This window comes from Pseudomonas sp. AM8, from assembly GCF_036346475.1.
Lineage (GTDB): Bacteria > Pseudomonadota > Gammaproteobacteria > Pseudomonadales > Pseudomonadaceae > Aquipseudomonas > Aquipseudomonas marginalis.
Genome location: NZ_JAOTNX010000008.1, coordinates 210,911 through 237,242, shown reverse-complemented (window position 1 = coordinate 237,242; position 26,332 = coordinate 210,911). Strand labels below are relative to the sequence as shown.

The window sequence follows — 26,332 nt, the reverse complement described above, 5'->3', positions numbered from 1 at the left end:
ACTAATAAGAGTCTGCAACGAATGACCGAAAATCCCTTGTTAGAGCGCGCGACGCGCTTTGTCTCGGCCTTGCGCCATTGTCAGGTGCTGGGTATCAGCGTTCATCATGCCAGCGAGGAGGGCATCACGTTGGCCATGCCTTACGCCCCGCAGTTGGTGGGTGATCCCCAGACCGGCGTGATCCACGGTGGCGCGTTGACATCCTTGATGGATACCGCCTGCGGCATGGCCACCCTGTGTGTCCTGCCGGAGTTCGAGGTGTGCCCGACCCTGGACCTGCGTGTCGACTATATGCATCCCGCCGAGCCGCATAAGCCGGTATATGGTTTCGCCCAATGCTACCGGGTGACCACCGACGTGATCTTCACCCGTGGTTTTGCCTACCAGGACGATCCGCAACAACCCATCGCCCATGTGGTGGGCACTTTCATGCGCATGGGCAAGCGTCTCAAGGGCACCCACGGGTTGGGGCGCGCGATCAAGGGAGAGCAGGCATGACCCATCGATTCAAGACCCGCCTGGAACAGGCTCATCAGCGCGGCAACTACGAGGCGCTGCTGGACCTGATCCCCTACGCCAAACTGATCGGTATCGAATGCACCCGGCTGGGGGATGAATTGCTGTTTCGCCTGCCGGCCCACAAGGACAATATTGGTAACCCCATATTGCCGGCGCTTCACGGCGGGGTGATTGCCGGCTTCATGGAACTGGCAGCGGCGTTGCACCTGCTGGTGTTTACCGGAGCGCCGGGCCTCCCGAAAATCATCGATTTCTCCCTCGATTACCTGCGCGCCGGCCAGTTTCGCGACACTTACGCCAAATGCCAGGTGTGGCGCCAGGGCCGACGGGTGGCGAATGTGGCGATCACCGCCTGGCAAACCACCGCCGCCGAGCCCATCGCCACCGCCCGTGCGCATTTCAAGATCGAGGACGTGGTCCGCCCTTGAAATCCTGCTCTTAGCCCCCAACTTTGATGACAACCCGCCGCCAACCCTTCAGGGCGCGGCCACTGCCATCCAATTGGAGTTTGATGACCATGAGTGTGGAAACTCAAAAGGAAACCCTGGGCTTCCAGACCGAGGTGAAGCAACTGCTGCACCTCATGATCCATTCGCTGTATTCCAACAAGGAAATCTTCCTTCGCGAATTGATCTCGAACGCCTCTGACGCTGTCGACAAATTACGTTTCGAAGCCCTGTCCAAGCCTGAACTGCTGGAAGGCGGCGCGGAACTGAAAATCCGTGTGAGCTTCGACAAAGACGCCAATACCGTCACCCTCGAAGACAACGGTATCGGCATGAGCCGTGAAGATGCGATCACCCACCTGGGGACCATCGCCAAATCCGGTACCGCCGACTTCATGAAAAACCTGTCCGGCGACCAGAAGAAAGATTCGCACCTGATCGGCCAGTTCGGTGTGGGCTTCTACTCGGCCTTCATCGTGGCCGACAAGGTTGAAGTGTTCAGCCGTCGTGCCGGCCTTGACGCCAGCGAAGGCGTGCACTGGGCTTCCAAGGGCGAGGGCGAATTTGAAATCGCCACCATCGACAAGGCTGACCGTGGTACCCGCATCGTCCTGCACCTCAAATCCGGTGAAGACGAGTTCGCCGACGGCTGGCGCCTGCGCAATATCATCAAGAAGTACTCCGACCATATTGCCTTGCCGATCGAGCTGCCGAAAGAACAAGCGGCTGCCGAAGGTGAAGAGAAGCCTGCCCAGGAATGGGAAACCGTCAACCGCGCCAGTGCCCTGTGGACCCGTCCGCGTACCGAGATCAAGGACGAGGAATACCAGGAGTTCTACAAGCATATCGGCCACGACTACGAAAACCCGCTGAGCTGGAGCCATAACAAGGTCGAAGGCAAGCTGGAATACAGCTCGCTGCTCTACGTGCCGGCCCGTGCGCCGTTCGACCTGTACCAGCGTGAAGCGCCAAAAGGCCTGAAGCTCTACGTGCAGCGCGTGTTCGTGATGGACCAGGCGGAGTCGTTCCTGCCGCTGTACCTGCGCTTTATCAAGGGTGTGGTCGACTCCAATGACCTGTCGCTGAACGTGTCGCGGGAAATCCTGCAAAAAGACCCGATCATCGATTCCATGAAGTCGGCGCTGACCAAGCGCGTACTCGACATGCTGGAAAAACTGGCGAAGAACGAGCCAGAGCAATACAAGGGTTTCTGGAAAAACTTCGGCCAGGTCATGAAAGAAGGCCCGGCGGAAGATTTTGCCAACAAGGAAAAAATCGCCGGTCTGCTGCGCTTTGCTTCCACCCAGGGTGAAGAGGGCGAGCAGGTGGTGTCCCTGGCCGAGTACCTGGCACGTGCCAAGGAAGGCCAGGACAAGATTTACTACCTCACCGGCGAAACCTACGCACAGGTCAAGAACAGCCCGCACCTGGAAGTCTTCCGTAAGAAAGGCATCGAAGTGCTGCTGCTGACCGACCGTATCGATGAGTGGCTGATGAGCTACCTCAACGAGTTCGACGGCAAATCCTTTGTCGACGTGGCCCGTGGCGACCTGGACCTGGGTAACCTGGACTCCGAGGAAGAGAAGAAAGAAGCCGAGGAGGTCGCCAAGGCCAAAGAAGGCCTGGTTGAGCGGATCAAGGCGTCCCTGGGCGATGCCGTCAGCGAAGTGCGGGTTTCCCACCGTCTGACCGATTCCCCGGCGATCCTGGCCATCGGCGAGCAGGACCTGGGGATGCAGATGCGCCAGATCCTCGAAGCCAGCGGCCAGAAGGTCCCGGACTCCAAGCCGATCTTCGAATTCAACCCGGCTCACCCGTTGATCGAGAAACTCGACGGCGAGCAGAGCGAAGAGCGCTTTGGCGACCTGTCCCACATCCTTTTCGACCAGGCGGCCCTGGCCGCTGGCGACAGCTTCAAGGACCCGGCCGCCTACGTGCGCCGACTGAACAAGCTGTTGGTTGAACTGTCGGTTTGATACCGTTGTAGAAAAACCCGCTTCGGCGGGTTTTTTCGTTTGTAGGAGCGAGCTTGCTCGCGAAAAAACTGCGGGCGGCGCTGGGTGTCAGGTTGCCCGCGTGATCGTTGAGGTTCTTCGCGAGCAAGCTCGCACCTACAGCCTATTTCCGTTCTAGTGATCTTCAACTGGAGAAAATGATGAGCCAAGTCACTGTGCGTTCCGTGGTCTATCAGATTGATGGCCAGTCTTATGAAAGCCGCCTGGCGTTCGATGCCAGCCAAAAGAACCCGCTGCCCGGCCTGCTGATGGCGCCGAACTGGATGGGGGTGAGTGCGGGTGCCGAGGAGATCGCCAAGAGCGTTGCCGCCAAGGGCTACGTGGTGCTGATCGCCGACCTCTACGGGCAAACCGTGCGCCCGTCGAATGGCGATGAAGCCGGCGCCGCAATGATGCCGTTGAAGAATGATCGCCCGTTGCTGAACAAACGCATGCAGGCTGCCCTTGAGCAGCTGCAGGGCCAGACCGAAGCGGCAGTGGACACCTCGAAGCTGGCCACCTTTGGTTTCTGCTTCGGCGGTTGCTGCTCCCTGGAGCTGGCACGTACCGGTGCGCCATTGAAGGCTGCCGTATCGTTCCACGGCACCCTCGACACGCCGAACCCGGCAGACGCGAAAAACATCAAGGGTCCAGTGCTGGTACTGCACGGTGCTTCCGACCCGTTGGTGCCGAAAGAGCAACTGCCGGCGTTCGAAGATGAAATGAACGCGGCCGGCGTGGATTGGCAATTGCTGAGTTACGGCGGTGCGGTGCATTCCTTCACTGACCCGGATGCCAATGTGCCGGGCAAGATGATGTATGACGCCAAGACCGCTGCACGGGCGTTCCGGTCGATGCATAACTTGCTGGATGAAGTGTTCAAGGGCTGAATCTTCAGCGCCTGTTCCGGCGTCATCGGGGGCTTGCCCCCGATAGCTATCTCACCGGCAACTCAATTCTTTCAGTTTCACCCGGCACCGTCGGCCAATCCCCAGCGGCCCAGCGTTGCCTGGCCTGCTCGATCTTCAACGGATCGCTCGCGACAAAATTCCAATTGATCCGCCGTGGCCCATCCAGCGGTGCTCCGCCAAACACCACCAACTGGCAATCGCTCTCGGCGAACAGGGTCATTGCCTGCCCGGCCGGCAATACCACCAGGCTGTGCACCTCAAGCCGCTCACCCTCCAACTGGGCTTCACCCTCCAGCACATACACCGCGCGTTCCTCGTGCTCGTCAGGAATCAGCAGGGTCGTGGCCGTTTGCATGTGTACATCTGCATACAACGTAGGCGACAGCACCGGCACCGGTGATTTGAGGCAGAAGCCACTGCCGGCGATCAGGCGAATCCGCACGCCTAGGTTGTCACTCACCGGCAGGCTCGCTGCAGGGTGATGGCTGTAGTGTCCCGGCCCCGCTTCGTGGTCCTTGGGCGACGCCAGCCACACTTGCAGGCCATGCATGCTGAAACCGTGGGCCTTGAGTGCCTCGGGTGTGCGCTCGACATGGGCGATTGCACCGCCTGCAGTCATCCAGCTGACATCACCGGCCTCTACCACTTGATCCGACCCCAGGCTGTCCTTGTGCTGCAGTGCGCCTTCGAACAGATAGGTGAGGGTGGACAGGCCGATATGCGGGTGCTGGCGGATGTTCATGCCGCTGCCCGGTGCATAGCGGGTAGGCAGCATATGGTCGAAAAACACAAAGGGCCCGACGCTGCGACATTCCCGCGAGGGCAGCGGGCGCAGGATCGGCTGGCCTTCGACATCTTCGGGGCGTGGGCGGATCACGGTGAGGGTGGTCATGGTGCGTCCCAGTCTGAGCGGGTTGTAGGGTAATGAGCATAACCCGCTCGACGGGAGGTTGCCGCTATTGGCTGAACGCGCCTTCAGAGAGGCGGGTTTCGATGGTGACCTCGGCGGTGGTCATCAGCTTGTGTACCGGGCAGCGATCGGCCACACGGTGCAGCTCGTCGCGCTGTTCGTCGGTGAGTACGCCCTTGAGCGTCAGCTTGACGTTGAGCCTGTATTTGCCCTTTTGCTCTTCGCTGGCGTCGTGGGTGACTTCCACGGTCACGCCGGTCAGGGGGATGTCTTTTTTCTGGGCATAGAGCTTGACGGTCAGCGCCTTGCACGATGCCAGCGCGGCGTCGAAGTAATCGTGGGGGGAGGGCGCCGAGTCGTCACCACCCAGGCTCTTGGGCAGGTCGGTAAACAGCTCGTGGTTATTGATATTGACGCTGTGGCGGAAGTTGTCGGCGTTCAGCGTATTGACGGTAACAGGCATGGCAAACCTCACGGGTTGGCAGAAGGAAGGTCATGCAGTTATAGAGCATGCTGGCACGGGGGTGTTCCACATTTTTTTGCCGGCTGAACCCCGGTACGACACGCAAGGTCTACCGGTATTCGCCCTTATCGAGGTTATACCGTGCCCTGGACCCGCTTGAGTCTCGCCCTGTTGCTCGCCGCCAACAGTCTTGCCGCGCAGGCTCGCGACTATGCCTACAGCGATGCCCACCTGCATTACGTGGATTTCTTCCAGGAAACGGCGGGGATGGACACGTTGCTCAAGGCGATGGCAGAAAATCGCATCGAGCATGTCATGATTTCCGGCATTCCCGTCGCAAAGAAATGGCACGAAGACGAGCCCAAGCGCCCGCGCTACTACACCGGTGATGACGCTGATGCCTATTGGTACAGCGCCACGGACGTGATTGTTGCCGCAGCGGTAAATAAACTGACACCTGAACAGCGCCAGCACTTTCATCCATTTCTGTCCGGCTTCAACCCCAATGACAAGAATTCGGATGCCCATATCCAGCGCATGCTCGACCTCAACCCGGGGCTGTGGCAGGGCATCGGTGAAGTGTTTACCCGTCACGACGACCTTACCGCCCTCACATCGGGGGATACCCCGCGCGCCAACAACGAGGCCATGACGCGTATCTATCACCTGGCGGCGGAAAACGACTTGCCGGTGATGCTGCACTCCAACATCACCTCCAAGCGCGAGCGTAACCCGCTGTACCTCGCCGAAGTGGAAGAGCCGCTGCGCAACCACCCGCACACCCGCTTTATCTGGGCTCACGCCGGCACTAGCAAGGAAATTCACCGCCACCAGGTGCAAATGGACTTTTTGCTACCCACCTTGAACCGTATGCTCGAGGCTTACCCCAACCTGTATATCGACCTGTCCTGGAGCATGCTCACGCCGTACTTGCTGGATGATGGGGGCAAGCCTCGGCCGGAGTGGGTAACGCTGGTGGAGCACTTCCCGGAGCGCTTTATGCTGGGTTCGGATGTCGTCGGGCGTTTCAACAAGCTGGGTGAGGAAATGCACCGCTTTGATGTCTTCCTGGATGCATTGCCTGAAGACGTTGCCCGCAAAGTGGCGAGGGACAACTTCCTGGCCATCCTGCCTAAACCTCGCGGCGATGAGGGTGCGCGTTGATATTGCGTTTTCGTCTCACGCAAATGCGGTTGCGGTCTCAAATCCCGTCGCCCATAAAAAAGCCCCGAACCAGTCGGGGCTTTTCATGTGATCAACCTGCGGGGCTCACTTACCCTGCCAGCGTTTCAGCACCAGGGTGGCGTTAGTGCCACCGAAGCCGAAGCTGTTGCTCATCACGGTGTCGACTTTGACGTTTTCAACCGTCTTGGTCAGGATCGGCATATCGGCGACGACCGGGTCGATCTCGTCGATGTTGGCCGAACCGGCCATGAAGTTGCCTTCCATCATCAGCAGGCAGTAGATCGCTTCGTGAACGCCGGCGGCGCCCAGGGAGTGACCCGACAGGCTCTTGGTGGAGCTGATTTTCGGAGCCTTGTCGCCGAATACCGCGCGTACACCTTCCATTTCCTTGGCGTCGCCGACCGGAGTCGAGGTGCCGTGGGTGTTCAGGTAGTCGATCGGGGTATCCACGGTGGACATGGCCATCTGCATGCAACGGATGGCGCCTTCACCGCTTGGCGCAACCATGTCGTAGCCATCGGAAGTGGCGCCGTAGCCGACGATTTCCGCGTAGATCTTGGCGCCACGGGCCAGGGCGTGCTCCAGCTCCTCGACCACCACCATGCCGCCACCGCCGGCGATGACGAAACCGTCACGCTTGGCATCGTAGGCGCGGGAGGCCTTTTCCGGGGTTTCGTTGTACTGGGTGGACAGGGCGCCCATGGCGTCGAACAGGAACGACTGGCTCCAATGTTCTTCTTCGCCGCCGCCGGCGAACACGATGTCCTGCTTGCCCAGTTGGATCTGCTCGACGGCGGTACCGATGCAGTGTGCACTGGTGGCGCATGCGGAGGAGATTGAGTAGTTCACGCCCTTGATCTGGAACGGCGTGGCCAGGCAGGCCGAAACGGTGCTGCCCATGGTCCGCGTGACACGGTACGGGCCAACGCGCTTCACGCCTTTTTCGCGCAGGATGTCCAGCGCTTCCATCTGGTTGAGGGTCGATGCGCCGCCGGAGCCGGCGATCAGGCCGGTGCGTACGTTCGATACCTGGTCTTCGCTCAGGCCGGAGTCGGCGATGGCGTCTTTCATGGCCAGGTAGGCATAGGCGGCAGCGTGGCCCACGAAGCGATAGATCTTGCGATCGATCAGTTCTTCGAGGGGCAGGTCGATGGAGCCGGAAACCTGGCTACGCAGACCCATTTCGGCATATTCCGGGTTGAAGCGGATGCCAGGGCGACTTGCACGCAGGTTAGCGGTGACGGTCTCTTTGTCATTGCCCAGGCAAGAAACGATGCCCAGACCAGTGATAACGACGCGGCGCATGCGGATAACCCTTAAAAGTTGTCAGTGGAAGTAAATACGCCGACCCGAAGGCCTTCGGCAGTATAGATCTCGCGACCGTCGACAGTCACCGAACCGTCGGCGATGGCCAGGTTCAGCTTGCCCTTGAGGACGCGCTTGATTTGAATGTTGTAGGTGACTTTCTTGGCGGTCGGCAGGACCTGGCCGAAGAACTTCACTTCGCCCGAACCCAGGGCGCGGCCACGGCCTGGCAGGCCTTGCCAGCCCAGGTAGAAGCCGACCAGTTGCCACATGGCGTCGAGGCCCAGGCAGCCGGGCATGACAGGGTCACCTTCGAAGTGACAGGCGAAGAACCACAGGTCCGGGGTGATATCCAGCTCGGCGACCAATTCACCTTTGCCGTACTTGCCACCCTCTTCGCTGATATGGGTGATGCGATCCACCATCAGCATGTTCGGGGCGGGCAGTTGCGCGTTACCTGGGCCGAACAGCTCACCGCGACTGCAGCGCAGCAGGTCTTCCCGAGTAAAGGCGTTTTGTTTGGTCATGCGAGCTCCTCAATAATCCCATGCGGCAGGGTAGGGCAAATCTTCCCGAACCGAATGAAGCGTTCATGCCTCATGTCGGCAGCCTACACATAGACTATTGCGTTGTAGTGAAAGTCACAGCGGCAAGGTACTGAATGTACACTTGTTCACTGAAATTTTAAACCGAGCCTGTTTATGGGCCCGTTCGGGTGCCTAAGACTGCCGCACTTTCGTCTTTCACGCCAGTCGGAGTTGGCTAGTGGCGCGCCGCTATTGCACCCAGCGCTGCAGGATTTGCTGCAGATCCGTGCGTTTGAACGGCTTGGCCAGGTAATCGTTCATTCCGGCCGCAAGGCAGGCTTCCCGGTCGCCCTGCAAGGCGTTGGCCGTCAGGGCGATGATCGGCAGGTCGGCGCAGCCGGGCAGTTGGCGAATCTGCCGGGTGGCTTCGTAGCCGTCGATCAGGGGCAGGCGACAATCCATCAGGATCGCGGTGAAGATCAGGCTCTCGGCACTGCGGATCGCCTCGGCGCCATCGGTGGCCAGGCTGACTTCAAAGCCCAGGCTGCGCAGCATGGCTTCGACCACGGTGCGGTTGACCGGATTGTCCTCCACCAGCAACACATGGCGACCCTCGCCGGCGCTGTGCTTGCCCTCGGCATCCAGGGCGATCGACGGCTGGCTGTGTGGGTCGATGGCCAGCGGGATCTCCAGGGTAAACACCGAGCCACGGCCTTCTTCGCTCTGCGCGCGCAGCGTGCCACCCATGCGTTCGGCCAGGGTACGGGCGATGGGCAGCCCGAGACCGGTACCGCCGTAACGTCTTGAAATGGAACTGTCGGCCTGCTGGAACGCATCGAACATCAATTCCAGGCGCTCGGCGGAAATCCCGATGCCGCTGTCACGCACGGTGCAGGTGAACCACACCAACTCATGGTCGAGCACCTGCCAGTGGGGCTCCACGCTGACGGTGCCGTGTTCGGTGAACTTCAAGGCATTGCCGATCAGGTTAACCAGGATCTGGCGGATCCGCGTCGGATCGCCCTGTACCCGCAGTGCGTCCATGCCGGGCGGGATCGGCAGCTTGAGCGCCAGCCCGCGCTGCTGGGCGCTGTGCTGGAAGGCCTGGGCGCAACTGTTGATCAGGTCGGCCAGGTTGAAGGGGATATGTTCCAGCTCCAGGGCCGCGCGTTCGATGCGCGAGAAGTCGAGAATGTCGTTGATCACCTTGAGCAAATGCTCGGTGGATTCGGAGGCCAGCGCCGCGTATTCGGTCTGTTCCTCGGTCATTTCGGTGGTTTCCAGCAGTTGCAGCATGCCCAGTACGCCGTTCATCGGCGTGCGCAGTTCGTGGCTCATCATGGCCAGGAAGTCTGACTTGGCGTTGTTGGCCCGTTCCGCCTCTTCGCGGGTCTGGATCAACTGGGCCATGGCCTGCTGTTGTTCGCGGCTGGCCTGGTTGAGGCCTTCGGCGAGGTTGTTGATATGCCGCGACAGGTCGCCCAGCTCCGAATCATCCACAATCGGCAGCGGCGTCTTGTAGTCGCCCTGCTGGATGGCCTTGACCGCATGGCCCATGGCGCTGATCGGTTGCGACAGGCTCGCCGCCAGGCGCCGGGCGAGCAGGAACGTAAACAGCAGGGCGAACAGCGCGAGGATACCGGCCTTGAACAGGATCTCCTGCTGGCGCTGGCTGAAGGCGTCATTGGACATGCCGACGATCACCCGGCCCAGATAGTCCGCGCGGGGGGCCTTGGGTTCGTTAAGGTTGTCCTGGAAAAAGTCGTTGCCCAACTGGATATGCTGCAGGCGTATCGGCGCCTGGAACACTTTGACCGACAGCGCGCGGTCGTGTTTCTCCGCGGGTTGCTCGACGTACACCAGGATATTTTCGCTGCTGTCCTGAATCTCCAGGAAGCGCACATGGGGCGTGGCCAGCGTGGCGCGCAGCAGGCTGTCGAGCACATCGTTGTTGCCCGAGATCACCCCATATTCGGTGGCGGGTGCCAGTTGGTTGGCGATCAATTGGCCGGTGTGGTCCAGTTCCTGGCGCAGGTCCTGGATACGCACGAAGGTGAAGAAGCTGATCAACAGCAACGTCAGCAACAGCGCCGGGCCCAGGGTTATGAGCTGGGTGCGGGTATTGATGTCCCAACGACGACGCAAGGTCATGGGCGTTTTTCTCCTTCGGCCATTCGGGCGGCGACGCTGGCTTCGTCCACCTGTTCGATGCCCAGTGAGCGTGCGACCTGCGCGTTGCCCACGACTTTGAAGTGGTCGGGGTACAGCGCGCGTGGCCAAGCGGCCGGCGGCTGGTCGAGCAAACGATCGAGTACCGCCAGCCAATCGTCCTGGTCGCTGTAGGTGCTGGCGAGGCTGCCGGCGCGCACAAACCCTGCATTGGGCCCGAACAGCGGCAATTGCTGGGCGTAGCTGCTCAGCAGCAGGTTTTTAGCGGTCTTCGGGTTGTACAGCTGCGGGTCATCGAGGCCGAGCAGCACGTCGCTGTTCCTGAACAGGGTTTGCAGCGGGCGACTGTCGTTAGTGTTGTCCCAGCGCTGCGGCACGATCTCCAACTCCAGGGCCGCCGCATGCTGGCGCAATTCGGGCAGCAGGAATTCACTGTCGGTGCCGTAGAGCACACCGATGCGCCGTGCCTGGGGCAGGACGCTGCTGATCAGGCGCAGCTGCCGCTCCAGCGGCGGGTCGCTCCACAACAGGCTGACCCGCGCGTGCCGTGAGGCCTCCGGGCGCTGATGGGCTTGTAGCCGACTGATGCGCAGTACCAGCGTCGGCGGCCCTTGGGTATCCCGCAGGCGCCAGTCGAGGCCGGGCAGGTCGAGCAGGATCAGGCGCGTGCCGGCGGGCAGGTGGCTGGGTGCCGGCAAGGCCGCAAGGGACGTGAAGGTGACGCGGTCTTCGGGGCGTTGCCGGGCCAGCGCCTGGGTAAAGGCCTGCACCCCGGCGCCGTCTTCGGCGGCGGTCAGCAGGATCTCGGCGCTCCACGCCGGTGCGCACAGCAACAGGCCGGCCAGCAGCCCGGCAAGTCGCCGCAACTTATAGATAAAGAAGGAGGTCATCCGTGACGAGTCGCCCATCTCAGAACTCCAGCTCCGCGCTGAAGTAGAGTACGTGACGATGGTCGTAAGTGTTGTCGGCCCAGGTGGTGGGCTGGTTATCGAGGCGTTGTTGCAACATGCCGGCCAGCTCCACGTTGGCTTTGCCCAGGGCAATGCGCTTGGCCACCCGCAGGTCGACCCGTTCGAAACGATATTGGTTGAGTGCGTCGTCGCCATAGTAGAACAGCGCGCTGGACCAACCTTGGCCCCATTCGCGCAACCAGCCGGCCGAGCCACTGTTACGCGCGGTCTGTGCTTTGTCCAGTGGGTTGCTGGTGGTGGCGTCGACATACGCGTAAGTCAGCCGCAGGCGGTCGGCGTTGCTCACGCGCCAGTCGAACTGGGACTCGGCGCCGGTGAAGCGTGAGCTGTTGGCGTTGCTGGCAATGTACTGGTTATTGCGCAGCGGCGAGCTGATCATGTCGGTGATTTCGTCGTAGAACACCTTCACGTCCATGTTCAGCCCGATGTCGGCAAAGAAGCCGTTGTAGCCCAGTTCCCGCGAGCGCATCAGTTCTTTGTCGAGGTTGCCCGGGCCCCGCGTCTTCACGAAGTACTGTCCGGAACTCTGCCCATAGGTCGGTGAGCTGAGGTTGGTGACGCGGTAGCTCCAGTTGACATTGTTCTCGAACATGTCCGGCGAACGGATGGCTTCCGAGTACACCGCGCGCAAGCCGTGGCGCGGGTTGATCAAATAGTTGACCGCCACCCTTGGCGTCAGCGAATGGCCGCTCAGGTGCGTGTCTTCGAACATGGCGCCGCCTTGCAGCAGCCAATGTTCACTGGCGCGCCATTCCAACTGGCCGAACAGGCGCCAGGTGGTGTCGTCCAGGGTGCCGTTGAAGTAGGTATCGGAGTCGGCGCGGTCGTAGCGGTAATTCATGCCGCTGACCAGGCGCAGGCTGTCGGACAGGCTGAGGGTGTCCTGGATTTCCACATCGTAGCGGCTTTCGCGGGTGCTCTGGTCGATGTCGCCGCATACGCTCTGGTTGGCGCCGTTGCGCCACTGGTCCAGTACCTGGTTGGCCAAGGCTTGTTCGGCGGCGCTGCCCGGTGGCGCGGTGCCCTGGCTGTAGGTGTCCATATGCCGGGCCAGCCGTTCGGCATAGTTGGGGTTGAGCTGCCACAACTGGGTCAGCTCGGGGCTGAACGAGACCTTGGCGTCACAGGCCTTCCAGATTTGCCGGCGGTCCCACTGCTGGGCCGAGCCTTGGATATACAGGCTGTGGTCTGGGTTGAAATCAAAGTTCCAGCGCAGGGAACCGGCGTAGTCCTTGGCCGTGACATCGGAATTGTCGCCGCCCTCGGTAATCCCGGCGAATACGGGGGTGTAGGTGTAAGGGCGCTGGTTGGTGCCTTCCTTGGCATTCAGTTGCCAGTCGATACTCTGTTGCGCGTTCAAGGTCTGGCTCACTGCCAGGCTGAAGCGGTTGAGGCGACGGCCGTCTCGGCGGTCGGCGCCAACGGCATCGCTGTCAAAGCCATCGTCCTGTTGCCCGGACAGCGACAGGCGCAGATCGCCGGTTTCCCAGCCCACGCCCTGGCTGGCATAAAAGTCATTGATACCGCGCTCACCGCGAATCACCTTCACCCGTGAGCCATGGCTGTTGGCCGGTGAGCGCGTGAGGATATTGACCACCGCCATCAAGGCATTCGCCCCGTAGCTGACGGTGTTGGGGCCGCGGAAGACCTCGATGCGCTCGATGTCTTCCATCGCCACCGGAATGTCGCTCCAGTCCACCGTGGCCAGGCCGGCGCGGTACACCGAACGCCCGTCGATCAATACTTGCATGCGGCGCGCATCGCTGGCGCTGGTGCCGTGGTAGTTCACCGCCGCCTGGTTGCCGGTGGTGTAGCCGACCATCATCCCCGGCACCAGGCGCAGCAGCTCGCTGATATCCCTTGCGCCGCTGGCCTTGATCAACTCGCTGTCGATCACGGTCATGCTGCCCGGCACGGCGGCGGCCGATTGCTTGAGGCGCGTGGCGGTCAATACCTGCGGCAGCGGCTGGCTGTCGAGGAACAGGTCGTCAGCCAGCGCAGGTGCACTGCACAACAGCATAAGCAGTAGAGATGAACGGGAAGGAGGGCCCAAATACACGACATGGCCTTGATAGTGACGGATAGCCGTCCATGTTAACCGAGGCGAGGCTATTTGCCAGTCGCCGCCCTTGCAATTCCGTCCCACAGGCGTGGCATTTCCCGACAGGCCCACGATTTGATACGGGGGCTGGCCGCAAGCGGGTCGCCCCGTATAATGCCGCCATCGCCACTGGTATGGATTAACGGATTGCATATGACTGAACAGCGCCCTATTGCGGTCCTGGGAGGCGGAAGTTTTGGTACCGCCGTGGCTAACCTGCTGGCCGAGAACGGTCATGCGGTGCGCCAGTGGATGCGCGATCCCGAGCAGGCCGAGGCCATTCGCGTACACCGCGAAAACCCGCGTTACCTTAAAGGCATCAAGATTCATCCGGCGGTCGAGCCGGTCACCGACCTGTTGGCCACCCTGGCGGACTGCGACCTGTGCTTTGTTGCGCTGCCTTCCAGCGCCTTGCGCGCGGTGCTGGCGCCCCATGCCGAGCGCCTGGCGGGCAAGCTGCTGGTCAGCCTGACCAAGGGCATCGAGGCGCAGACCTTCAAGTTGATGAGCGAAATCCTCGCCGAGATCGCCCCCCAGGCGCGCATTGGCGTGCTGTCCGGGCCGAACCTGGCGCGGGAAGTCGCCGAGCACGCGCTGACCGCCACGGTGATCGCCAGCGAGGATGAGGCGTTGTGCGAGCGCGTCCAGGCGGTGCTGCATGGCCGGACCTTCCGCGTGTACGCCAGTGGCGACCGCTTTGGCGTGGAACTGGGCGGGGCGCTGAAAAACGTCTACGCGATCATCGCCGGCATGGCGGTGGCGCTGGGCATGGGCGAAAACACCAAGAGCATGCTGATTACCCGTGCCCTGGCGGAAATGACCCGCTTCGCGGTGAACCAGGGCGCCAACCCCATGACCTTCCTGGGCCTGGCCGGCGTGGGCGACTTGATCGTCACCTGCTCGTCGCCGAAAAGCCGCAACTACCAGGTGGGTTTCGCCCTGGGCCAGGGCCTGAGCCTGGAAGACGCGGTGACGCGCCTGGGTGAAGTGGCCGAAGGGGTCAACACCCTCAAGGTGCTCAAGGCCAAGGCCCAGGAAGTCGGCGTGTACATGCCGCTGGTCGCCGGGCTGCACGCGATCCTGTTTGAAGGGCGCACCTTGAACCAGGTCATCGAGTTGCTGATGCGGGCCGAGCCCAAAACCGACGTCGACTTTATTTCCACCAGTGGTTTCAACTGAGGAACGCGCCATGAACGATCCAAAAGCAGCCCCCAAGTACGAGTCCATTGTCCTGCGCATCCTGTGGATGCTGGTGTTTGCCCTGGTGTGGCAGGTGGCGCAGTTCCTGCTCGGCGCATTGGTGGTGGTGCAGTTGATCTACCGCCTGGTCTACAGCGCGCCGAACCTGGGCCTGATGAACTTCGGCGACAGCCTCAGCCAGTTCCTTGCCCAGATCGGCCGCTTTGGCAGCTTCCACACCGAGCAGAAGCCCTGGCCGTTCGCCGACTGGCCAACCCCGCGCGCTCCCGAGGGCGAAGCCGCCCACAGCGTGCCGCCGGCGCCGCACCCGGTGCGGGATGAGGAGCCGAAGCTATGAAGGTGTGGGTCTTGCGTCACGGTGAGGCCGAGGCGCATGCCCGCACGGATGCCGAGCGCAACCTCACCGAACATGGCCGCGCCGAGGTGTTGCGCAGTGCGGCGCACCTGATCGGCCAGCCGCTCAGCGCGATCATTGCCAGCCCGTACGTGCGCGCGCAGCAGACTGCACAGCTGGTGCGGGACGCGTTGGGTTTTGCGCCGGACATCCGCACGGTGCCTTGGCTCACGCCGGAGGGCAATCCGCTGGAGGTCCTGAGCAAGCTCGACAGCGATGACAATGTGCTGCTGGTCAGTCATCAGCCCCTGGTCGGTAGCTTGATCAGCTTTTTGCAGCATGGCCATCAGCGCCAGCCGCAGCCGATGTCCACCGCCAGCCTGGCAGAGCTTGAAGGCGACTTCCCGCTGGCGGGGTTGATGAGCCTGGTCAGCGTGAAGAATCCGTAGGCTACCGCCAGGCCACAGAGGATCGGGTCTTATGTCCGTCGCTTTTCGTTGGAGCGAGCGCAGCGAGGCAGTTGTGTGGCAGGATTAGGGTCGTAATAAAACCAATAAGGACAATTCCATGAGCTTGTGGCGCACCCAACCGAATATCGAACAACTCAATGCCGGCCAGAAAAACACCATCGGTGAACTGCTGGACATCCGTTTTGAAAGCTTCGACGACGAATCCCTCACCGCCAGCATGGTGGTCGACCACCGCACTCACCAGCCCTACGGCCTGCTGCATGGCGGTGCGTCGGTGGTTCTGGCCGAGAGCGTCGGCTCCGTGGCGGCCTATTTGTGCATCGACCCGAGCAAGTTCTATTGCGTGGGCCTGGAGGTCAACGCCAATCACCTGCGCGGTGTGCGCAGCGGGCGGGTGACGGCGGTGGCCAAGGCGATCCATATCGGCCGCACCACCCAGGTCTGGGACATTCGCCTGACCACCGATGACGGCAAGTGCAACTGTGTCTCACGGCTGACCATGGCCGTGGTGCCTTTGGGCGAAACCCCTCCGGCGCGATAGGTGTGGCGTGAGTGTCATCATTCCTGGCAGTTACAGTCATTGCTGTGGGGCTTGGGCCTGGTGACAATCAATCTCGGTTTTTGCAGATGGATCCGCTATGTCGCAGCACGTGTTTTTTGCCCACGCCAATGGCTTCCCCTCGGCCACCTACGGCAAGCTGTTTGCCGCCCTGGCCCCGGAGTATGCGGTGGCTCACTTGCCGCAACACGGTCACGACCCCAGGTTTCCAGTGGACGATAACTGGCAGAACCTGGTGGACGAGTTGATCCATCATCTGGAGCAGCAACCGCAGCCCGTCTGGGGCGTGGGCCATTCCCTGGGTGGCGTGCTGCATTTGCACGCGGCCTTGCGCTGCCCGCAGCTGTATCGCGGGGTGGTGATGCTCGATTCGCCGGTATTGACCCGCGCCGACCGTTGGGTGATCCGCGCCGCCAAGCGCTTCGGTTTTATCGACCGCCTCACGCCGGCCGGGCGCACCCTGGGCCGTCGTGAAGAATTCAGCGACCTGGACGCCGCGCGCAGCTACTTCGCCGGCAAGACCCTGTTCCGAGGCTTTGACCCGGAATGCTTCGACGCCTACCTGCAACACGGCCTGTACCAGGCGGGTGATCGCCTGCGCCTGCGTTTCGACCCGGCCACCGAAATCAGCATCTACCGGGGCGTGCCCCACACCAGTCCCGGCCAGGTGCGCCAATTGAAAGTGCCGCTGGCGGTGGTGCGCGGTCGCCAGAGCCGCGTGGTGATGCGTCACCACGCCAGCGGCGTCGACCGTCTGCCCATGGGCGAAATGCTCACCATGCCCGGCGGCCATATGTTTCCCCTCGAACGCCCCCAGGACACCGCCACCTTGATCAAGACCCTGTTCGCCCGCTGGGAAGCCCGGGAGCGCAGCTGCGCATGAGCACACCCGTCGAAGAGGTTCGCCTGAGCCTGCCGCACATTGAGTTGGCGGCCCATCTGTTTGGCCCCGAGGACGGTTTGCCGGTGATCGCCCTGCATGGCTGGCTGGACAATGCCAACAGCTTTGCACGCCTGGCGCCGAAGCTTGCGGGTTTGCGTATCGTGGCGCTGGACATGGCCGGCCATGGGCATTCGGCGCATCGTCCTACAGGTGCCGGTTATGCCTTGTGGGATTACGTCCACGACGTGCTGCACGTTGCCGAGCAACTGGGCTGGAAACGTTTTGCATTACTCGGCCACTCCCTCGGCGCCATCGTGTCCCTGGTGCTGGCCGGTGCCTTGCCGGAACGGGTGACGCACCTGGGTTTGATTGACGGCGTGATCCCGCCCACGGCCAGCGGTGAGAACGCCGCCGAGCGCCTGGGCATGGCCTTGCAGGCGCAATTGAACCTGCAGGATAAGCGCAAGCCGGTCTACACCACCCTCGACCGGGCGGTTGAGGCGCGTATGAAAGGTTTGGTCGCCGTGAGCCGTGAAGCCGCAGAACTGCTGGCCCAGCGCGGTTTGATGCCGGTGCCGGGCGGTTATACCTGGCGCTCGGACAGTCGCCTGACCCTGGCATCGCCGATGCGCCTGACCGATGAGCAGGCGATGGCTTTCGTGCGCCGCGTGGGTTGCCCTACGCAGTTGGTGGTCGCCGCCGATGGCATGTTGGCGAAACATCCCGAATTGCTTTCCCAGCTACCCTTTACGGTAACCACGTTGCCGGGTGGCCATCATTTACACCTGAATGATGAGCCTGGTGCGGTCCTTGTTGCAGACTGTTTCAATCGGTTCTTCTCCGCGCCTTGACTTGGGGCGGTCAACTGCCGAGGCTGGGCGGATTGAAAGGGAGTCAACCATGAACCAACTCAACACTGCTGCGACCTCCGATGGCCAGGGCTCACCGATCCGATGAGCCTGCGTAAAGGATGTATACGTGCCCTCGGACTGTGCTGTTTCAGCCCCTTGGTGTTCGCCGCCGATGTGCCGGGAAGCCAGGACCTGCCTGCCGTGGCCCGTCAGGTCGACGCACAGATCGTCGATTACCGTCCCGCTGAAGAAAAGGAACGCATCTACCCCATGGGGGCGATCCGCAAGATCAGTGGCCAGTTGCGTTATGAGGGCCAGGCCACCGCCCGTGGGCAAGCCACAGCGATTACCTACGAGCTGCCTGCCGAACACACCTCCAGTGCTGCGTTCACGTCGACGCGCGAAGCGTTGCAGGCCAACGGCGCGCAGTTGTTGTTCTGGTGCCAGGCCCGCGATTGCGGTGAAAGCAGCCTGTGGGCCAACGAAGTGTTCGGTAATGCCAAGCTGGTAGGTGCCGACGGCCAGCAGGAATACCTGCTGCTGCGTCTCGCCGCCCCGCAGGAAAACTCCCTGGTGGCCATCTACGGCATCACCCGAGGCAACCGTCGTGCCTACCTGCATGTGGAGCAGTTGGATGCCGGCGCACCGCTGGGCGACCTGCTGCCCACCTCGGCCACCTTGTTGCGCGAGCTCAAAAGCACCGGTGAGCTGGATTTCCCCGCGCTTGGCGGCGACCCCGACGACACCTGGCTGACCCTGATTTCCCGGGGCTTGAACCTCGATACGACCTTGCGCGTCAGCCTGACCGGCCCGAAAGCCGAAGCCTGGCGCCAGGCTTTGGTCGACAAAGGCGTGCGCGCCGCGCGCCTGGAAACCGGCAGCACTGAAACCAAAGGCCTGCACCTGCATCTGATACGCTGACCGCAACAGGGCGAACGGACCCGTGCCGTTCGCCTAAGCTCTCTTCCTACAGCCTTTTCTAGAGATACCCCATGCTCAATAACGATCGCCTGCTGGTGCAAATCCTGCTGCTGGTGCTGTTTGGTGCCAGCTTCTGGGTGATGGCGCCGTTCTGGTCGGCGCTGTTCTGGGGGGCGGTGCTGGCGTTTGCCAGTTGGCCGCTGATGGTGCTGCTGACCCGCGCGCTGGGTGGCCGTGAATCCCTGGCCGCCGGCATCCTGACCCTGGGCTGGATGTTGCTGGTGGCGGTGCCGCTGGTATGGCTGGGGTTCAATCTCGCGGACCATGTGCGCGATGCCGTGGCGTTGATCAAGGATATTCAGGTCGATGGGCTGCCCGAGGCGCCAGCCTGGTTGGGGGCGATTCCCTTTGTGGGGGAACGCCTGGTCGGCATGTGGAACAGCATCGACGAGCAGGGCGCGGCGCTGATGGTCAGCCTCAAGCCGTACCTGGGGCAGGTGGGCAATTGGCTGTTGGCGCGCAGTGCGCAGATCGGCGGCGGCATCCTCGAACTGACCCTGAGCCTGGTGTTCGTGTTCTTTTTTTATCGTGATGGGCCGCGTCTGGCGATGTTCGTGCATCGCTTGCTGGAACGACTGATCGGTGACCGTGCCGGTTACTACATCGAACTGGTGGCCGGTACGGTGCAGCGGGTGGTCAACGGTGTGATCGGCACTGCCGCCGCCCAGGCCCTGCTGGCACTGATCGGCTTCCTGATCGCCGGCGTGCCGGGTGCGTTGGTGCTGGGGATCGTGACGTTCCTGCTCAGCCTGATCCCGATGGGCCCGCCGCTGGTATGGATCCCGGCCACGGCCTGGCTGGCGTGGAAAGGCGACTACACCTATGCGGTGTTCCTTGGCGTGTGGGGGACGTTCATCATCAGCGGCGTGGACAACGTGCTCAAGCCCTACCTGATCAGCCGTGGCGGCAACCTGCCGCTGGTGATCGTGTTGCTCGGGGTCTTCGGCGGCTTGATTGCCTTTGGCTTTATCGGCCTGTTTATCGGCCCGACCCTGCTGGCCGTGGCCTACAGCCTGCTGATGGATTGGAGCGCAACCCAGGCCCAGGTTCGGCGTGAAGACAAGCCCCTTTAAGCCCTGGGCAACCACATCACGGCGGTCAAGCCGCCGCCTGGGGTCTCTTCCAGGCTCAGGCGGCCGCCCAGGCGCTCCGCGGCTTCCTTGGAAATGGTCATGCCCAGGCCAACGCCGCCGGAATTGCGGTTACGCGAGCCTTCCAGCCGATAGAACGGCTCGAACACCGCCTCACGCTTATCGGGCGCAATCCCCGGCCCGTGGTCGATCACACGTATGACCAGCGCTTCGCGGCTGTCCTCCAGCTCCACGCGGGCGGTGCCGGCATAACGCAAGGCGTTGTCGATCAGGTTGTTGAGGCATGAGCGCAGGGCCATCGGTTGCACCTGCAAGGGCAGGCAGCTGCCCGCACATTGCACATCGGAGCCTTGGTCCTGGGCGTTTTCACTCATGGACTCCACCAGCGCCTGCACATCCAGCCAATGCCGGGTTTCACTGGTGCGCTGTTCGTGCAGGTAGCTCAGGGTGGCGTCGAGCATGTCGATCATGTCGTTCAGGTCCTGGCGCATCTGGCCCTGCAGCCGGGTGTCCTCGATCTGCTCCAGGCGCAGCTTGAGGCGTGACAGCGGGGTGCGCAGGTCATGGGAGACGGCGCCGAGCATGCGCGCGCGTTGGCTGACCTGCTCGCGAATACGCCTTTGCATCAGGTTGAAGGTCGAGGCGGCCTGCCGTGCTTCCCTCGGGCCGGATTCATCGAGGGGTGGGCTGTCGAGGTCCAGGCTCAAGCGTTCCGCCGCTTCACTCAGGCGCTGTATCGGCCGGCTCAGCAGTTTGGCACCGTACCAGGCCGCGATAATCAACGAGACGAATTGAAAGGTCAGGGGCACCACCGGGCCGCCAAACCAGGGGCGTGGGTGCTTGTCGCGCATCGGCGCCAGGGTCCCGTCCGGCTGCTCGATAAATCGCTCAGGAGGGGGCGGCGGCGGTTGGCCGTAGTGGTGAAACCAGAAGAACGCCAGCCCATGGGCCAGCACAATCGCCACCAGTAACACGCCGAACAGCCGACCGAACAGCGTGTTGAAGGGCGCGCGCATCAGCCAATATCCCGGGCGTCGAACAGGTAGCCTTCGCCGCGCACGGTCTTGATCAACTGCGGTGCCTTGGGGTCATCCCCGAGTTTTTGCCGCAGGCGTGACACCAGCAAGTCGATACTGCGATCAAAGGCCTCTATCGAGCGGCCACGGGCGGCATCAAGCAGCTGCTCACGGCTCAGCACCCGGCGCGGGCGTTCGATAAACACCCATAACAGGCGGAATTCCGCGTTGGACAGCGGCACCACCAGGCCATCGTCGGCCACCAATTGACGTAACACGCTGTTGAGGCGCCAGTTGTCGAAGCGGATATTCGCGCGCTGTTCGGTGCGGTCATCGCGTACCCGGCGCAGGATGGTCTGGATGCGAGCTACCAGTTCACGGGGTTCGAAGGGCTTGGACATATAGTCGTCGGCCCCCAGTTCCAGGCCGATGATGCGGTCGGTGGGCTCGCAGCGGGCGGTGAGCATCAGGATCGGGATATCCGATTCGGCGCGCAGCCAGCGGCACAGGGTCAGGCCGTCTTCCCCCGGCAGCATCAGGTCGAGTACCACCACATCATAGGTTTCGGCTTGCATGGCCAGGCGCATCGCGGCGCCGTCGGTCACGCCGGTGGCTAGGATATTGAAGCGTGCCAGGTAGTCGATCAGCAATTCGCGGATCGGCACATCGTCGTCGACGATCAGCGCACGGGTGTTCCAGCGCTTGTCATCGGCGACCACCGCGCCTTTTTGCTCGTCGTTCACGGGGACGGAAGGGGTATGCATAGTGCGATCATCTGCCTGGTTGTTACGGTCAGCATAGGCGCCCAGCCCCATGGCTGGTAGTGCTGGTCGGTGGGTCGTGCGGGCGAGGCTAGCGGCAGGGCGTGTTGTGGGCATGTCATGAATGTATCAGCTTTGAAATAATCATCTGGAATGCCTGGCTGATGGCGGTTGGTCAGTATTTACCGATCATCGGATCCCGCAACGGCGCTGCTTGCGCTACAATCCGCGCCGATTTCGACTTGCCTGAGAGCCCATTCCAATGTCCGCCTGCCAGACTCCTATCATCGTCGCCCTGGATTACCCCACCCGTGACGCCGCACTGAAGCTGGCTGACCAGTTGGACCCCAGGCTTTGCCGGGTCAAGGTCGGCAAGGAACTGTTCACCAGCTGCGCCGCGGAAATCGTCGGCACCCTGCGTGACAAAGGCTTCGAGGTGTTCCTCGACCTGAAATTCCACGACATCCCCAACACCACCGCCATGGCGGTCAAGGCTGCGGCCGAGATGGGCGTGTGGATGGTCAACGTACACTGCTCCGGCGGCCTGCGCATGATGACCGCCTGCCGCGAAGTGCTGGAACAGCGCAGCGGCCCCAAGCCGTTGCTGATCGGCGTGACCGTGCTGACCAGCATGGAGCGCGAGGACCTGGCGGGCATTGGCCTGGATATCGAGCCTCAGGAGCAGGTGCTGCGCCTGGCCGCCCTGGCGCAGAAAGCTGGCCTTGATGGCCTGGTGTGCTCGGCGCTGGAAGCCCAGGCCTTGAAAACTGCCCATCCGTCGTTGCAATTGGTGACCCCGGGTATTCGCCCTGCGGGCAGTGCCCAGGACGACCAGCGCCGCATCCTGACCCCGCGCCAGGCACTGGACGCGGGTTCCGACTACCTGGTGATCGGCCGTCCGATCAGCCAGGCGGCGGATCCGGCCAAGGCGTTGGCGGCGGTAGTCGCCGAGATCGCCTGATCGATGCGCGTTCCCACGTTCGCGTGGGAACGCGCGGATCTGCCGTGTATCAGCTGACCTTGAGCACCAATTTGCCAAAGTTTTCGCCGTTGAACAGCTTCATCAGCGTCTCCGGGAACGTCTCCAGCCCCTCGACGATATCCTCCTTGCTCTTGAGCTTGCCCTGGGCCATCCAGCCGGCCATTTCCTGCCCGGCGGCGGCAAAGTTCGCCGCGTGATCCATCACCACAAAGCCTTCCATCCTTGCGCGGTTGACCAGCAGTGAGAGGTAGTTGGCCGGGCCTTTCACCGCTTCCTTGTTGTTGTACTGGCTGATGGCCCCGCAAATCACCACGCGGGCTTTCAACGCCAGCCGACTGAGCACCGCGTCAAGAATGTCGCCGCCGACGTTATCGAAATACACATCCACGCCTTTAGGGCACTCGCGCTTCAGGGCGGCGGGCACGTCTTCGTTCTTGTAGTCGATGGCGGCGTCGAAGCCCAGCTCATCCACCAGGAACTTGCACTTGTCGGCGCCGCCGGCAATGCCGACCACGCGGCAGCCTTTGAGCTTGGCGATCTGCCCGGCAATGCTGCCCACGGCACCGGCCGCGCCGGAGATCACCACGGTTTCACCGGCCTTGGGCGCGCCGGTGTCCAGCAGTGCGAAGTAGGCGGTCATGCCGGTCATGCCCAGCGCAGACAGGTAGCGGGGCAGGGGCGCCAGATTGGGGTCGACCTTGTAGAAGCCGCGCGGTTCGCCCAGGAAGTAATCCTGCACGCCCAGGGCGCCATTCACGTAGTCCCCGACGGCGAATTTCGGGTTATTCGAGGCAATCACCTTGCCTACACCCAGCGCGCGCATGACCTCGCCGAGGCCTACGGGCGGAATGTAGGACTTGCCTTCATTCATCCAGCCACGCATGGCCGGGTCGAGGGACAGGTATTCGTTGTGCACCAGCACCTGCCCGTCCCCGGGCGTGCCCACCGGCACGACCTGGTAAGTGAAGGTTTCCCGCGTGGCCGCGCCGACCGGGCGTTTGGCGAGCAGGAATTGGCGGTTGGTCTGGGCGGTCATGGCAAGGACTCTTTAGAAGTGAAGCATGATTGATAGACCTTGGACGGCCCGGGGGCAAGGTCAGCCTAGGGTGCGAATGCTCATCGATAGGTGCCATTGATAGTGAGCCCGGTTGCCTTATCACTATGACTCATGCGGCACTAACCGGACTTCTGATAGTGCTGACGTGTGCGTCTCGGCGTTGGCTAGACTCGTGCCACTGCCATTAATCCCAATAGGACATCCTCCATGAGCATGACGTTTTCCGGCCAGGTCGCCCTGGTGACTGGCGCCGCCGCCGGTATTGGTCGCGCCACTGCGCTGGCGTTCGCCGCCGAAGGCTTGAAGGTCGTGGTCGCCGACCTGGACGTAGCTGGCGGCGAGGGTACGGTCGCGCTGATCCACCAGGCCGGGGGCGAGGCGCTGTTCGTGCGCTGCAACGTCACCCAGGAGGCGGATGTGCAGCAGTTGATGGCACAGACCATCGGCGCCTATGGTCGCCTGGACTATGCGTTCAATAACGCCGGCATCGAGATCGAGAAGGGCAGGCTGGCGGACGGCAGCCTGGATGAGTTCGACGCGATCATGGGCGTCAATGTCAAGGGTGTGTGGTTGTGCATGAAGTACCAGTTGCCGCTGCTGCTGGCCCAGGGCGGTGGGGCCATCGTCAACACCGCGTCGGTGGCGGGGTTGGGCGCGGCGCCGAAGATGAGTATCTACGCGGCCTCAAAGCACGCGGTGATCGGCCTGACCAAGTCCGCAGCTATCGAATACGCGAAGAAGAAAATCCGCGTCAATGCCGTCTGCCCGGCGGTGATCGATACCGATATGTTCCGGCGCGCCTATGAAGCCGACCCGCGCAAGGCCGAATTCGCCGCCGCCATGCACCCGGTCGGGCGTATCGGCAAGGTGGAGGAAATCGCCAGCGCAGTGCTGTACCTGTGCAGCGACGGAGCGGCGTTCACCACCGGCCACGCCTTGGCCGTGGACGGTGGCGCGACGGCTATCTAGGACCTGGCGCCGGCCCCTTGTTCGAAAACGTCTGGGCGCGCGTGGGGCTTTTCCAAAGCTGGCAAAACGCTGTGACCGAATATGTGTCAGTAGGTAAATAAGTCAATAAAATCAATAATTTAATAAATTTATGCGGCCGGCAACCTGCTGCTTCTGTGCTTAACTCTCCGGGTTGATAACAGACAGTTGAAGTGAGTGGCTCATGGATTTAGGGATTGATCGACAGGCCCTTGTACCGGTAGTGCAGCAAATCGTCAGTGCAGTGGTGCAATGGATTCGCAAGGACGGCGTGAGCCCCGGAACGCGCTTGCCGTCCGTCCGCCAGTTGGCCCTGGATAACCTGCTCAGCCAATCCAGCGTGATCGAAGCATTCGAACGGATGGTCGCCCAAGGGGTGCTGGCGCCCCGGCAGGGCTCGGGATTTGTGGTGGCCCAGCCGGCTGCCTGCCACGAAGGCAATTGGTATGAGGGGGCGGAGCGCGAGTGGGGCGCCTTTGCCGACAATCCGTTGGGCGAGTTGAAGCTGGGCTGTGGCTGGTTGCCCGATGCCTGGCGCGAAAGCGATGACATCAGTTACGCGATTCGTGAAGTCACCCGCACCGACACGGCCGGCCTGTTCAACTACAGCACCCCTCTGGGTCTGCCTGCGCTGCGCGAGCAACTGCTCAAGCGTCTGACCCAGATTCACATCGCCACCAGCCTGGAGCGCATCCTGACCACCGCAGGTGCCAGCCATGCCCAGGACCTGCTGATACGTACGCTGCTCAAGGCCGGCGACAGCGTGGTGGTCGAAACCCCCGGGTATGCCAACCTCTATCGGCAGCTGGCGTTCCAGGGCGTGCAACTGCTGGAAGTACCGCGTACCCGAGGCGGCCCCGACCTCCCGGCGCTTGAAGCGCTGCTGCAGCACCATCATCCCAAGTGCCTGTTCATCCACAGCCTCTATCACAATCCCACGGGCACCAGCCTGTGCCGGCTGGTGGCCGAGCGCTTGCTGGAACTGGCACACCGCAAGAACTTCCTGATCATCGAGGAAGATGTCTACGGCGATCTGCAACAGGCCAGTTGCACGCGGCTTTCTGCATTGCCCCATGATGATCGGGTGATCTACGTCGCGAGTTTTTCCAAGACCCTGAGCAGCGCCTTGCGCGTGGGCTACCTCTGCGCCAGCAGCGCAATCATCACGCAACTGGCCAGCCTCAAGACCTTGAGCGGCTTCGGCACCTCCCGGTTTGCTGAAGCGGTGGTCGCCACGTTGCTGGCCAATGGCACGTATCGCAAGTGGGTGCAGCGCCTGCGCAAGCGGTTGAGCAGTGAAATGGCCGTGACCCTGCAAGTGCTGGAGGACGAAGAGTGGGAGGTGTTCGCCGTACCCACCGGCGGTATGTTCCTGTGGGCACGCCCGGGGACGGCGCAGCCTTCGCGGTTGCAGGCGTGCGCCCGGCAGTTGGGGGTGTTGTTGTCGCCCGGGGCGTTGTTCAGTCCCACCGGCGGGCACAGTGAGTGGCTACGCCTTAATGTCGCCTATGCTACTGATCAACGTGCCTTGGCGTTGTTCCGTGCGATGGGGCCCGCCAGATCGACCTCGACCATTCTGAAAACGACGAGTGTGTAGCTTTTTGCCATTATTGTGGCGCCAGTGCCTTGTGCTCAGTGCCTTTTGGTTGCGAATCTCGT

General features: G+C 62.2%; 26 protein-coding genes. 16 read left to right on the top strand and 10 right to left on the bottom strand.

The window, feature by feature from the left end; translation table 11 throughout:
• Positions 1–21: 21 nt before the first annotated feature.
• The 4 genes from V3W40_RS20160 to V3W40_RS20145 all read left to right on the top strand — a co-directional run bounded on the left by V3W40_RS20160 (position 22) and on the right by V3W40_RS20145 (position 3,849).
• Positions 22–498 (top strand): PaaI family thioesterase, encoded by a 477-nt coding sequence (locus tag V3W40_RS20160; protein WP_065924492.1) that lies wholly within the window; start codon positions 22–24, stop codon positions 496–498.
• Positions 495–947: a PaaI family thioesterase gene (locus tag V3W40_RS20155; RefSeq protein WP_065924493.1), complete on the top strand. Its 453-nt coding sequence runs from the start codon at positions 495–497 to the stop codon at positions 945–947. Before V3W40_RS20160 ends, V3W40_RS20155 begins: the two co-directional genes overlap by 4 nt.
• A gap of 89 nt (positions 948–1,036) precedes the next feature.
• Complete coding sequence (gene htpG, locus V3W40_RS20150; protein ID WP_330215544.1) at positions 1,037–2,941, top strand: molecular chaperone HtpG; 1,905 nt, start codon at positions 1,037–1,039, stop codon at positions 2,939–2,941.
• A 179-nt stretch (positions 2,942–3,120) separates the two neighbouring features.
• Positions 3,121–3,849 (top strand): dienelactone hydrolase family protein, encoded by a 729-nt coding sequence (locus V3W40_RS20145; protein ID WP_065924495.1) that lies wholly within the window; start codon positions 3,121–3,123, stop codon positions 3,847–3,849.
• A gap of 46 nt (positions 3,850–3,895) precedes the next feature.
• On the opposite strand, the gene V3W40_RS20140 is transcribed toward V3W40_RS20145, so the two are convergent.
• Together V3W40_RS20140 and V3W40_RS20135 are read right to left on the bottom strand one after the other, a co-directional pair.
• Positions 3,896–4,762 carry a pirin family protein gene (locus tag V3W40_RS20140; protein ID WP_065947273.1) on the bottom strand — a complete coding sequence of 289 codons (867 nt, stop codon included), beginning with the start codon at positions 4,760–4,762 and terminating at the stop codon, positions 3,896–3,898.
• A 64-nt stretch (positions 4,763–4,826) separates the two neighbouring features.
• Positions 4,827–5,243, bottom strand: a complete 417-nt coding sequence (locus tag V3W40_RS20135; RefSeq protein WP_065924497.1) for an OsmC family protein — start codon at positions 5,241–5,243, stop codon at positions 4,827–4,829.
• Positions 5,244–5,384: 141 nt separating this feature from the next.
• Between V3W40_RS20135 and V3W40_RS20130 the strand changes: the two genes are divergently transcribed.
• On the top strand, positions 5,385–6,407 hold the full coding sequence (locus tag V3W40_RS20130; protein ID WP_330215543.1) for an amidohydrolase family protein: 1,023 nt from the start codon (positions 5,385–5,387) through the stop codon (positions 6,405–6,407).
• A gap of 105 nt (positions 6,408–6,512) precedes the next feature.
• On the opposite strand, the gene fabB is transcribed toward V3W40_RS20130, so the two are convergent.
• From fabB to V3W40_RS20105, 5 genes are all read right to left on the bottom strand, one after another.
• Positions 6,513–7,733: a beta-ketoacyl-ACP synthase I gene (gene fabB, locus V3W40_RS20125; protein WP_074844724.1), complete on the bottom strand. Its 1,221-nt coding sequence runs from the start codon at positions 7,731–7,733 to the stop codon at positions 6,513–6,515.
• Between the two features lie 11 nt (positions 7,734–7,744).
• The gene (gene fabA / locus V3W40_RS20120) at positions 7,745–8,260 is read right to left on the bottom strand and encodes a 3-hydroxyacyl-[acyl-carrier-protein] dehydratase FabA (RefSeq protein WP_003210552.1); all 516 of its coding nucleotides are present in this window, start codon (positions 8,258–8,260) and stop codon (positions 7,745–7,747) included.
• A 249-nt stretch (positions 8,261–8,509) separates the two neighbouring features.
• The gene (locus tag V3W40_RS20115) at positions 8,510–10,411 is read right to left on the bottom strand and encodes an ATP-binding protein (RefSeq protein WP_141605881.1); all 1,902 of its coding nucleotides are present in this window, start codon (positions 10,409–10,411) and stop codon (positions 8,510–8,512) included.
• Complete coding sequence (locus tag V3W40_RS20110) at positions 10,408–11,337, bottom strand: ABC transporter substrate-binding protein (RefSeq protein ID WP_137212856.1); 930 nt, start codon at positions 11,335–11,337, stop codon at positions 10,408–10,410. The genes V3W40_RS20115 and V3W40_RS20110 overlap by 4 nt, the downstream gene beginning before the upstream one ends.
• A gap of 1 nt (position 11,338) precedes the next feature.
• Positions 11,339–13,459 (bottom strand): TonB-dependent receptor plug domain-containing protein, encoded by a 2,121-nt coding sequence (locus tag V3W40_RS20105; protein ID WP_330215542.1) that lies wholly within the window; start codon positions 13,457–13,459, stop codon positions 11,339–11,341.
• A 195-nt stretch (positions 13,460–13,654) separates the two neighbouring features.
• On the opposite strand from V3W40_RS20105, the gene V3W40_RS20100 reads away from it, so the two are divergent.
• The 8 genes from V3W40_RS20100 to V3W40_RS20065 all read left to right on the top strand — a co-directional run bounded on the left by V3W40_RS20100 (position 13,655) and on the right by V3W40_RS20065 (position 19,852).
• Positions 13,655–14,680 carry an NAD(P)H-dependent glycerol-3-phosphate dehydrogenase gene (locus tag V3W40_RS20100; RefSeq protein ID WP_065924502.1) on the top strand — a complete coding sequence of 342 codons (1,026 nt, stop codon included), beginning with the start codon at positions 13,655–13,657 and terminating at the stop codon, positions 14,678–14,680.
• 10 nt (positions 14,681–14,690) lie between these two features.
• Positions 14,691–15,038 carry a DUF4389 domain-containing protein gene (locus V3W40_RS20095; RefSeq protein ID WP_065939916.1) on the top strand — a complete coding sequence of 116 codons (348 nt, stop codon included), beginning with the start codon at positions 14,691–14,693 and terminating at the stop codon, positions 15,036–15,038.
• Complete coding sequence (gene sixA / locus V3W40_RS20090; protein WP_065924504.1) at positions 15,035–15,484, top strand: phosphohistidine phosphatase SixA; 450 nt, start codon at positions 15,035–15,037, stop codon at positions 15,482–15,484. Before V3W40_RS20095 ends, sixA begins: the two co-directional genes overlap by 4 nt.
• A gap of 118 nt (positions 15,485–15,602) precedes the next feature.
• A complete protein-coding gene (locus tag V3W40_RS20085) occupies positions 15,603–16,046 on the top strand; it encodes a hotdog fold thioesterase (protein ID WP_027607077.1) in 444 nt (147 codons plus the stop codon).
• A 97-nt stretch (positions 16,047–16,143) separates the two neighbouring features.
• Positions 16,144–16,947 (top strand): alpha/beta fold hydrolase, encoded by an 804-nt coding sequence (locus tag V3W40_RS20080; RefSeq protein ID WP_027607078.1) that lies wholly within the window; start codon positions 16,144–16,146, stop codon positions 16,945–16,947.
• Positions 16,944–17,798: an alpha/beta hydrolase gene (locus tag V3W40_RS20075; protein ID WP_065924506.1), complete on the top strand. Its 855-nt coding sequence runs from the start codon at positions 16,944–16,946 to the stop codon at positions 17,796–17,798. The genes V3W40_RS20080 and V3W40_RS20075 overlap by 4 nt, the downstream gene beginning before the upstream one ends.
• 102 nt (positions 17,799–17,900) lie before the next feature.
• Positions 17,901–18,719 (top strand): DUF4892 domain-containing protein, encoded by an 819-nt coding sequence (locus V3W40_RS20070; RefSeq protein WP_065924507.1) that lies wholly within the window; start codon positions 17,901–17,903, stop codon positions 18,717–18,719.
• Between the two features lie 71 nt (positions 18,720–18,790).
• A complete protein-coding gene (locus tag V3W40_RS20065; protein ID WP_065947278.1) occupies positions 18,791–19,852 on the top strand; it encodes an AI-2E family transporter in 1,062 nt (353 codons plus the stop codon).
• Here the strand turns inward: V3W40_RS20065 and V3W40_RS20060 are convergent.
• Positions 19,849–20,886, bottom strand: coding sequence for a sensor histidine kinase (locus V3W40_RS20060; protein ID WP_065924509.1), 1,038 nt, complete (start codon positions 20,884–20,886; stop codon positions 19,849–19,851). The genes V3W40_RS20065 and V3W40_RS20060 overlap by 4 nt on opposite strands.
• A complete protein-coding gene (locus V3W40_RS20055; protein ID WP_065924552.1) occupies positions 20,886–21,650 on the bottom strand; it encodes a response regulator in 765 nt (254 codons plus the stop codon). The genes V3W40_RS20060 and V3W40_RS20055 overlap by 1 nt, the downstream gene beginning before the upstream one ends.
• 259 nt (positions 21,651–21,909) lie before the next feature.
• Between V3W40_RS20055 and pyrF the strand changes: the two genes are divergently transcribed.
• The gene (gene pyrF, locus V3W40_RS20050; RefSeq protein ID WP_065947279.1) at positions 21,910–22,608 is read left to right on the top strand and encodes an orotidine-5'-phosphate decarboxylase; all 699 of its coding nucleotides are present in this window, start codon (positions 21,910–21,912) and stop codon (positions 22,606–22,608) included.
• A gap of 49 nt (positions 22,609–22,657) precedes the next feature.
• Here the strand turns inward: pyrF and V3W40_RS20045 are convergent, their stop codons facing one another.
• A complete protein-coding gene (locus V3W40_RS20045) occupies positions 22,658–23,665 on the bottom strand; it encodes an NADP-dependent oxidoreductase (RefSeq protein ID WP_065947280.1) in 1,008 nt (335 codons plus the stop codon).
• Between the two features lie 228 nt (positions 23,666–23,893).
• Here V3W40_RS20045 and V3W40_RS20040 point away from each other — a divergent pair, with 228 nt between their 5' ends.
• On the top strand, positions 23,894–24,655 hold the full coding sequence (locus V3W40_RS20040; RefSeq protein ID WP_065924512.1) for an SDR family oxidoreductase: 762 nt from the start codon (positions 23,894–23,896) through the stop codon (positions 24,653–24,655).
• A 202-nt stretch (positions 24,656–24,857) separates the two neighbouring features.
• Positions 24,858–26,270, top strand: a complete 1,413-nt coding sequence (locus V3W40_RS20035) for an aminotransferase-like domain-containing protein (RefSeq protein WP_065924513.1) — start codon at positions 24,858–24,860, stop codon at positions 26,268–26,270.
• Positions 26,271–26,332: the final 62 nt, after the last annotated feature.